Below are 9,678 nucleotides of genomic sequence, written 5' to 3' on the forward strand. Positions count from 1 at the left end.
GTAGATTGAAACTACAGCGAGCCTGATCCTCCTAAGCCAATCAAACGCTCGTGTTCCAAATCATTCGATGACGGACACTGGCATTCGCCTTGTGTATCGGCAAATTCGTAGCCACTTTTGTAACCTTCTTAGTATGCCACTCTGAAGCCGACATTCGCTGCATCACAGAAAACATGTAGTGAGGGCTCGCTGCTGAAGTTCTCTGCACCACGTAGCAGCGACCGGTGGCAGCCCGAAGCGGTCGTTGGATTTAAATCGCCCAAGCTGAATTTAGCGGTGCGAAGCCTTGGGGGCCATATTATTAGCTTCAAAAAATTATCTCCGCGATGGAACAGCAAACGTTCAAGGGGGCACAAACGTAGACCTTGCGGGTCGTTGCCTCTAACGTAACTTGCGCGGAGGGCTGACAGTGAAGCGGAAACTTGTAGCGATTTTGGCAGCCGATGTTGCTGGCTTCTCACGCCTCATGGGGGGTGATGAAGAAAACACGCTACTACGCCTAAACCTTTTACTATCTGAATTGGTTCAACCCCAAATACGCGAGGCAAGAGGGCGAATAGTCAAGTTGATGGGCGATGGTTTGTTGGCCGAATTCACCAGTGTGGTCGGCGCGGCAGACTGCGCTATTGCCATTCAACGAGCAATGCAGGACCGAGAACCCGACGTGCCCCGCGCACAACGCATTCAATTGCGGATCGGTATTCATCTGGGAGATGTAATTTCTGAAGGTTCAGATGTTTTTGGGGAAGGCGTCAACGTAGCCGCAAGATTGGAAGCAATTGCAGAACCCGGAAGCGTCTGCATTTCCGAGGATGTATACCGTCAAATCAAAGGAAAGGTCTCCGGCAGCTTCAAGAATCTGGGTGAACAAGATCTAAAAAACATCGAGCATAGGATTGGCGCCTACAGCATCGATCTCGACCCGGCGCGCCTGTCACCTGAGTTCTACGAAGTTCTAACGGGTGAGCAGTTGGAGTTGCCGGACCAACCGTCAATCGCTGTCCTGCCATTTCAAAACATGTCAGGCGACCCAGAGCAGGAATACTTCGCGGACGGAATTACCGAAGACATTATCACTGCCTTGTCGCATATCAATGGCCTCATCGTGATGGCGCGCAATTCGACCTTTGCCTACAAAGGAAGGTCTGTCGATGTGAGACAGGTCGGGCGGGAATTAGGCGTTCGTTTCGTCCTTGAAGGGAGTATTCGAAAGGCGGGGCAGCGGGTTCGCATCACCGGGCAGCTTATTGAGTGCCAAACCGGGTCGCATTTGTGGGCCGACCGGTATGACCGTCAGATTGAAGACATATTTGCCGTTCAAGATGAAATCACACGCGAAATTTCCATCTCATTGGCGGTCAACCTTACACACGGACAAGAGCTCAGGCTTTGGGCTGATCAAGCGCCTAACTTTGAGGCATGGGACTTGATGATGCGTGGCATCAGTGAACAATACAAATTTACAAAAGAAGGGAATCTCTCTGCGATTCAGCTCTACCGCAAAGCGGTTGAACTTGACCCCGAGAACTCCTCATTCAGAACGGGCCTGGGCTGGGCGTTGCAAGCCGGTGCCCGCCTTGGGTTTCATCAAGATCCGAAGGCATCAACTGACGAGGCCCAGTCAATTTGCGACGCATTGTTGGCTATGAAAAATGTCCCGGCTGATGTCTATGCGCTGCAAGGGTATATTTTCACCAACCAATCTCGTTTTGATGAAGCCAAAGCCTTCTGCAATGAAGCTATCGAACGGCAACCCAGTGTCTCGCTTTCTCACGCCATGCTGGCAATTGCGTACAATAGTTGTGGTGAATTTGAGGAAAGCCTGAATAGCATGCGAAAGGCCATTCGGCTGTCGCCCTACAGCCCGGACTGGTATTTCAGCCATTTGGGGGATGCCTATCGCGGGTTAGGTCAGCTGGAGCAAGCAAGAACAGTTTACCGGCACTTGGAAACCCGCTTGCCAGGCACCTTGTTGTGCCAAATCCGTTTGGCAGCGATCCACGCTGATCTTGATGACACCGAAAATGCTACGAAAGCAGTAGACGCAGTTCTTTCAATCGATCCTCAATTTTCAGTGCAAACCTATACCGGGCACATGGTCTACAAAACTGAAGCCCTGCGCAAATTCTGGGCGGATGCTATGCTAAAGGCCGGTCTACCAGAGTAGCGCCACAGTATTGTATTAGTTTTCCGAGATCAGAAGATTGTTTTGATTGCCACGAATTTGCTTAGCGCTTTAATACTTAAATCGAAAATTCGGATCAGGCACAGTATCGACTAAGATAGCTGTCAGCCGATAGTGTTGAAAAACTCGGAATTTTCTCGCTCTCGTATTTTCACCAAATTCCTGTGTAACATGAAAGTCAGTCCTGTTTGCGTTTGACAGGTTGAAAGAGCCGCTCACATGGCCACACCCATGTTTTGGCCGACCCCTTGGCGAAATTGTGCAACCGACCTTCTACGGGCGAATTTTTCATTGGTTTTCTGCAAAATGGGAGTTTTTCAACACTATCAGCCCAAACCGGACATTCATTACTGAGCTTTGGAAGTCCTTGGAGCGGACAAATCGGCCTTTTGCCCACGCAGCTATTGCTGACTCAGAAAGTCGTCGCTGCTGCGGGCCAAAAGTTCGGCAACGCAGCGGTTTTCACCGAACCAGTCCTTCACCCGCGTTGATTGCGCGGAATTTCGTACGGACCTATCGCAGCGTTCAGCTTCGACAATCGAGACGCGCAACAAATCCGCCTTTTACCCACGCAACTTTCTCTCACACAGAAAACCTTTGCGCTTGCGCTTGCGATCATTCGGCGGGCGGCAGATTTTCCCAGGCCGGTCGTTTAATCCAGCGGACTTCGGCTAAATCCAAGCCAGTCTTCCGCCGCGATCTGGCCCTACAATCCAAGAGCAGATAACGCGGACCCTTGCCGAATGATCGGCAAAAGGTTCTTCACCACAAGTATGTGGGCTTTGCCGATTTCTCAAACCCAGTTTGGCAAGAATTGCTTCTCGCAGGTTACTCCTGGCCAAGGTCGAGTCGGCCTGCGTTGAGCCAATCTGACAATTCTGTTCGTTCACTTGGGTCAGGTGGCCCGGCGGGTGTCGGGGGGGCAACTGGCAACGGATTGTCTGACCCTATAACTTCTCGAACGGTTACTGACTCCGCCGAAATGTTCCAGACGAGCATATCTTGAGCCAAGGTAAGCGGCCCATCATAGGTCATTCGAATTGCCGCAATTGTATCGGGGGCGATGTCGAAGTCGGCAAATGTATGATAGGCAATCGCGTGCCGAGGCTCGATAGCCGAAAATAGCTTGCCGCACGCATCCGGTGGTGTGTGAACTACCGTTGCAACCAAACGAGCACGTTCGGGATCGTAGTTCTTTATATCGATAAATTGTTGTACCGTTAGGTAACATTCATGGATGACGAGATCAGCCTCTTTGGCGTTTTCTACGAACCACTTGTTTGGGTTGGTGTCACCCGAATAGACAAACTTAAGCCCGTTCCATTCCACGCTGTATGACACGGAACCGTCAATGCCGTGTATCGCGGGCCAGGAGCGTATGACCACACCATCGTTCTCATAAACCACCTGCGTCTTCGAATAGTCGAACTCAGTTACCTTTAGATGGCCTCCCGCGGAGGGCATGTTTCCGCGACGTCCAGCCACGTCCCACGCTAGCATTTTTTGAAGCCCGTCCATTGCCGCCGCGGTTCCATACTCTGGTTCCAGTCCACTTGGCCCCCAGACCTGTAATGGCACAGTCCGGTTGGAAACCCATCCGCCGACAAATAGCGCATCCAGGTCTCCGATATGATCTACGTGCAGGTGACTGATGAACACTTTGTCGAGATACGTGTACGGAATCTCCAAGGCTGCCAAATTGGCTAACGAACCAGTCCCGACATCGAATAGAAATTTATCGCCGTTCCCAAGTTCGACCAACCATGATGCAGACGCCTGGGAGTGTCGAAAATTGGGCGTTCCAGTACCCAGCGAGACAACGCGCATCTCCGCTTCACCAAGTGGTTCAGTATTCGGATAATAGAACTTTCGCGCCTCCAGCGCACTGTCAGAAGCCGCAGTTGAGCATATCGAAGCAAATGCCAAGCCTAGAGTTGATATCAGATTCAATCGCACACTTAGTCCCCCCAAAAATTTTTGATTTCGATAAGGATACTACGAAATACCATCAGCCCGAAATCGATAGCCATTGGACACGGAACGGACCCGCAGGAGCCCAGCGTGTGACACCAATGTGTACAAAATCAACGCTTCAATCAGCTCGGAGACAAAAGCTGCAAAATTGATCGAAAATGACGTTGTTCAACCCAATCGGTGGGAAACTATTTGTCCACCAAAACTCGCCAGTGCCGGTCAATTACACTCGGCCAGTTTTCTTGCAGTTTCAGATCGTTCGTTGTCTCACCCATCAGGGTCATGACCATCATCCGGCCTCGAATCTCAGCATCAGGGGGTGCAAAACCGAGCTCTTGGAACAGCCATGTAGAAAATTCAAATCGTCGTTTAATAGCACGCTTATAGCATTGTGCGGCATCGGCATCGGATTTTGCCCAGACCGCGATAGCTCCATCCGGCCTGGAAGCGTCTTCGCGGATAACCTGATGCATCAATACCCTTATCCGCTCTTCCGGCGGTCCCTGGAACTGAAGTGCGTCTTCGATGATATGACCAGTTAGAGCGTCTTCCCAAAATAGCAGAACCGAGTCGAGAAGATCCTTTAAGTTCCGAAAATGCCAATAGAAACTTCCACTGGTCAGGCCAAGCCTGCGGGCAATTGCAACAACTTTCACACCTTCGATTCCCCGCTCCCTCAGAACGTCCAGTGTCGCAAGCAGCCAATCTTCCCGTGACGCCTTTTCCCGTTTTTCAATTATCCTTGGCTCAGCTTCCATAGGCACCTCTATTGACATAGAGCAGTCTATGGACCTACCGTAGAGATGTCTACGGAGAATGGGGAGCTCACGAATTTGTGTGCTGAATGACTATTTCAGAATGGAGGGGGAACTATGAATAGCTTGCTCAATTCCGCAACGGCTTTGGTTTTTGCAATGGGGATCGCGGTAGCTGGAACCGCCACAGCGCAGAATATGTTGCCCACGGGTCGAACGGCTGCCCCCATTGAAGATGGTGTTTATCCGGCATCCTATTTCCCCAATACTGAAATTCTCGGCGAAGATGAGATGCGGATAACCGCGTTAGGGACAGGTATGCCAAACCAGACAAAGGCCGCCGTTTCAATTTCGTTTTATGTGGAATTGGGCAACGGTGATGTCTTTCTGTTCGACGTCGGCACCGGATCAACGGGTAACTTGTTCTCGCTGCGCCCGGATTTTTCGAAGATCGACAAAGTTTTCTTCAGCCACCTGCATGTTGATCATGTTGGGGACTTTATGGGGCTGCACGTTGGTGGATGGTTATCAGGTCGTTATACACCGCTTCACATCTATGGCCCCACGGGATCAGAAGATGAACTTGGAACAAAAGCCTACGTTGAGGGTATGTCAAAAGCCTATGCGTGGGACCTTGCTACGCGAACGGGCGCGTTGCCGGATGAGGGCGCCAAGCTCGAAGTCACCGAGTTCGACTACATGCAGGAAAACGAGATCGTTTATCAAGACAACGGTGTCACCATTCGTTCCTGGCCTGCGATCCATAGCCTCGACGGTTCCGTCAGCTATTCCCTTGAGTGGAATGGGCTGAAATACGTTTTTGGCGGAGATACCTACCCGAACAAGTGGTATGTCGAATATGCCAAAGGAGCCGATCTTGCTTCCCACGAGGCTTTCCTGCCACCTGATGCGCTGGCACCGTATTTTGGCTGGGACATGACGCAAGCGACATATGTCGCCACGCGCGTCCATTCCGAGCCAGCGGCATTCGGAAAGGTCATGTCTGCCGTCCAACCGCGTATGGCCTTGGGATATCACTCCGTGCTTTCACCAGAAAACTACCAGGCGATTCTGGAGGGGGTGCGGTCGACTTACGATGGGCCACTCACGCTGGCACGTGATCTTCAGGTGATCAACGTAACCAAAGACCAGATTGTCGTACGCGAGGCGAGCGTGGATGACTATGCGTTGCCGCCCGCAGTAAGCGACGAATACATCGATGCACAGCGTTCAAAAGAAAAAGAACCGTCGGACAAGGTCCAAGCAGGTAAATGGGACGGTTACACGCCACCGCCTATGCCGGATCAAAACTGACGTAATGACACGTTTTGGTGCGGCTCGATAATGAGCTGCACAAGACGGAAATGACAAAGTTTCTGTACTTAGTTTGACGCCGCGAAGGACGCTGGCCAAATTGCTGATCCAATTCCGATGCCTTCTGACGTTGTTCGCCGCTTTGGTGATAGGCAGCTCTGCAATAGGTGACGTCATTCCGTATAGCGGGGCGGAGGTCGCCAGAAACATCGCAGTCTTTCAGGTGGAAAACGACGGCGTTCGACTTGAGCTGGAAGTCTATCCCGAGGATTTTGAAGGTTTTGCGTCGTTTTTGCCTAGCGAGATATTGCAGGACCTCCACCCGACAGTTGCTACACATCAAGCTGCGTTTGGCAGTGAATCCGAAGGCATTTCGGTAAGCCGCGCCGACAGATCACCTTTGTCGTTCAAATTTGTGACTGCCGAGAACCGTGAGAGAATTGACCGCGCATCCCCCTTGGCCGGAAGAACCGATCCCATTACCGGGCGCATAATTCCTGCTCCTCCTGAAGATCCGCAAGTTATCTACATCGAAGCTTTCTTCGGTTTTGACGGCGCGCGCCCCGAGACCCTGATTTTTCGCCCTCCGACACCCAAGGAGGATAAGCCCGCCACATCAATTGGCTTCATGGTTTTTGATCGTGCCGTCCCTGTCACCAAATTCAGTTACTTCGATAGTGACGCACGACTTGAGATTGACTGGTCCGACCCATGGTTCACCGCGTTCACCAATGCGAACCTCAATCGGTCAGCTCAAAGCGGCACAACGTCTTTTCTGTACGTTGCGCCACGCGAGGTTCGCCACGAGATCCTTATCCGGCTGCGGGAACTTGCGCCCTGGATAGACATGGACCTTGGTACGGGTTCCAAACTGAACCCATCTCAGCAGGAAACAATACTCGACGCTGCGCTGGACGCATTCGAAACCCGTAATCCGGTCATTATCGGGGGGGATCCAGTTCAGCCCACCTCTGTCAGGGGCGCATTTCTGACGCTGGGCGAAACAGGAGTTCAAGTCGTTGAGGGCTCTCCGACGCTTCTGACCGACACGACTTTTGCAGGCTTGATATTGTCCTATCCGATTTCGACTCTGCCCGAAGAGGCGACTGTCACATGGGATATGTTCGACCAAACCATTCAGCATGTGCCTGTGACGTTGACAGATGTTGCCGGTCCCTTTCTGGATTGGGCTACTCCTGAAGATCCAGAGGTAAGTTGGATCAACCATTTGAAACGCTACGTCGACCCTGAAGTTACGCGGGTACAGGCGACGGGAGTTTTCTTTCTGCCGATTTGGACTGCACTGGCTGTCGCTGTTGCGCTTGGTGCAGGCGTGGGCGCGCTCTTGTCGACCCTAAAAAGTCGGCGGATCGGGTTCGTCCTGCTGTCGGCTGGCAGTTTAGTTGCAGGGGTCGCCTTTCGGCACGAAATGCAAATTCCATTTCAAAATCCAATAGCCGGTCCATCCAGAGAACAGATGGCTTCTGAAATTTTTTCCCTACTTTTGGCGAACTCGTATGTGGCCGCGCTTGAGGTCTCACCAGAAGCACGTCGCAAAGCGCTAGAGCCAATTGTCAGGAACACGGCCCTCACAGACGTCGCTGCTGAACTCGAAACAAACCTTGCCATTCATGTGCCTGGCGGAAGCCGCGCACAGATCGCCGAAGTGACCGATGTCGCAATCATGGAAGGCGACAATAAGATAACCGGTGCTTTCGAAGGGGTTGCCAAGTGGATTGTAGACGCCCGAGCGGGTCACTGGGGCCATGATCATCGTCGTCGGGTGGAATATCGGGCAAGGGTCGAGTTCCGTCCCGAAAGAGGCGTTTGGAAGCTTACGGGTATCACTGTAATGGAGGCGCGCGCACCGGATGTTTAACCGACTGAACAAGGTGTTGTTGATTTGGATAACGACCTGTTTGATCTTGGCTGCGGTCGCCAGCCAGGCGCATTTCCTGCTGAACCTCAATGTTCGTATTTTTCACGTAGAACACACAAGCGACGGTCTGCGCATCTATTTGCGAACGCCCATGCCATATCTAGTGGCGGACAAAATCGGCAAAAAGGGTGAGGATGGTCTTCCTGAAGCGGCTCCTTTCACGACAAATGCGCTTGAGGATGGTCAGGTGGTTCATTTTGTCGACTCCTCACAAATCGCTGAAAACCCGCTTGGCCTTGGGCGCATCGCGGAAACCGGTACGATCATCGAAATCACTGGTACGCGGGTTCTGGGCGACGTTGAATCCGTGACCATTCACAAAGTAGGTGAGGAGCCGGGTTTTGCGACGCTGAGCGAAGCCCAGCAATCTGTGTCAGCGGGAACGACCATACAGGATGACCCGCCAGTTTATGTTGGTGACGTTATTGTGGATGTCACGCTCTGGTATGAATTGGGAAATGCGCCGATCTCCTATGCCATCTCCAGTTCTTTGGACCCAGGCCTGCCCGATCAGGAAATGACCGCCAATCTCATTCTGGACTATGGATCAAGCGATCCGCTAGTCTTTCGAACCCGAGGCCTGATGGAAGAACCGGTGCAGGTTTCCAGGTCCCGGCTCTCAGGGATCGTAACTTTCGTTTGGGAAGGCCTGCGACACATCCTGGAAGGCATCGACCACGTGTTATTTGTTATCTGCCTGGTGATTGGTGCCCCCGGTCTAAGCGCACTTCTGTGGCGAGTCACCGGCTTTACGGTAGGCCATAGCGTAACTCTGTCCCTTGGATTTTTCGGGTATGTGCCGTCAGGAGCCTGGTTTGTGCCATTTGTCGAAACCGGGATTGCCTTGTCCATCGTCTACGCGGCCTTTCTGGCCGTTAGACGGGACAAGTTGGAAAGGAACTCTAACAAAAAGGTCTTTGTCGTAACGGTACTTATGGGTCTTCTTCATGGCTTGGGCTTCAGTTTCGTTTTACATGAAATACTTCAGGTGACGTCGCCTAACATCTGGCAGAGCCTGCTGGCGTTTAATGTTGGTGTTGAAGTTGGTCAGCTCGCTATTGTTCTTGTGATCTGGCCATTGCTGCACTTCTTCGCGAAACTAGGTCCGACACCCGAAATGTCGTTGAGAGTTTCGATTGCAATTGTATGTGCAGCTATCGCAAGTTGGTGGACTTTCGAACGCGGAATAGATTTTCTATCATTGATTACGATTTAGAAAGGACTACTGCTTCCAACCCAGTGACAGCGTTCGGTTCGGTCTTTTTTCAGATGCTGCCGCGATTTCGGGCACGGTTGGTTTCGGAAAGCGAACGGCGCATAGGTAACGTACTGTAGTATCTACCTTCGTATGACGAAGCAGAAGCTGAACCGCAGAAGGGTTAGGGCCGCACGCCGGACTTTGCAAAGTCTGCTTTCTGCGCATTGCGGCCGTGCGCATTAGATTTCGTTTCTCCTACCTCCAAAAAATCAACCTCTCAATCTCACTTGAGTTAGTGGTAAATTTCCCGGTT

Annotated in this window: 6 protein-coding genes; 4 read left to right on the forward strand and 2 right to left on the reverse strand. The window is 51.9% G+C overall.

What is annotated here, in order from left to right:
- Positions 1-409: 409 nt before the first annotated feature.
- Positions 410-2,167, forward strand: coding sequence for an adenylate/guanylate cyclase domain-containing protein (locus tag AC2FEE_RS25200; RefSeq protein ID WP_496733836.1), 1,758 nt, complete (start codon positions 410-412; stop codon positions 2,165-2,167).
- An 846-nt stretch (positions 2,168-3,013) separates the two neighbouring features.
- Here AC2FEE_RS25200 and gntH (AC2FEE_RS25205) read toward each other — a convergent pair.
- Positions 3,014-4,135, reverse strand: coding sequence for a guanitoxin biosynthesis MBL fold metallo-hydrolase GntH (gene gntH / locus AC2FEE_RS25205; protein WP_496868164.1), 1,122 nt, complete (start codon positions 4,133-4,135; stop codon positions 3,014-3,016).
- A 212-nt stretch (positions 4,136-4,347) separates the two neighbouring features.
- A complete protein-coding gene (locus tag AC2FEE_RS25210) occupies positions 4,348-4,917 on the reverse strand; it encodes a TetR/AcrR family transcriptional regulator (RefSeq protein ID WP_481669049.1) in 570 nt (189 codons plus the stop codon).
- A gap of 114 nt (positions 4,918-5,031) precedes the next feature.
- On the opposite strand from AC2FEE_RS25210, the gene gntH (AC2FEE_RS25215) reads away from it, so the two are divergent.
- From gntH (AC2FEE_RS25215) to AC2FEE_RS25225, 3 genes are all read left to right on the forward strand, one after another.
- Positions 5,032-6,228 (forward strand): guanitoxin biosynthesis MBL fold metallo-hydrolase GntH, encoded by a 1,197-nt coding sequence (gene gntH, locus AC2FEE_RS25215; protein WP_282170937.1) that lies wholly within the window; start codon positions 5,032-5,034, stop codon positions 6,226-6,228.
- Positions 6,229-6,328: 100 nt separating this feature from the next.
- A complete protein-coding gene (locus tag AC2FEE_RS25220) occupies positions 6,329-8,107 on the forward strand; it encodes a hypothetical protein (protein ID WP_496733832.1) in 1,779 nt (592 codons plus the stop codon).
- A 151-nt stretch (positions 8,108-8,258) separates the two neighbouring features.
- Positions 8,259-9,383, forward strand: coding sequence for a HupE/UreJ family protein (locus tag AC2FEE_RS25225; protein WP_496868165.1), 1,125 nt, complete (start codon positions 8,259-8,261; stop codon positions 9,381-9,383).
- The last annotated feature ends 295 nt before the right edge of the window (positions 9,384-9,678 follow it).

The sequence above is a fragment of the Ruegeria sp. YTSC199 genome, from assembly GCF_059609725.1.

Bases quoted from the DNA above. Each gene is read 5' to 3' on its own strand.
- AC2FEE_RS25210 (WP_481669049.1), bottom strand. From the start codon at position 4,917: ATGGAAGCTGAGCCAAGGATAATTGAAAAACGGGAAAAGGCGTCACGG.
- gntH (WP_282170937.1), top strand. From the start codon at position 5,032: ATGAATAGCTTGCTCAATTCCGCAACGGCTTTGGTTTTTGCAATGGGG.
- AC2FEE_RS25225 (WP_496868165.1), top strand. From the start codon at position 8,259: ATGCCATATCTAGTGGCGGACAAAATCGGCAAAAAGGGTGAGGATGGT.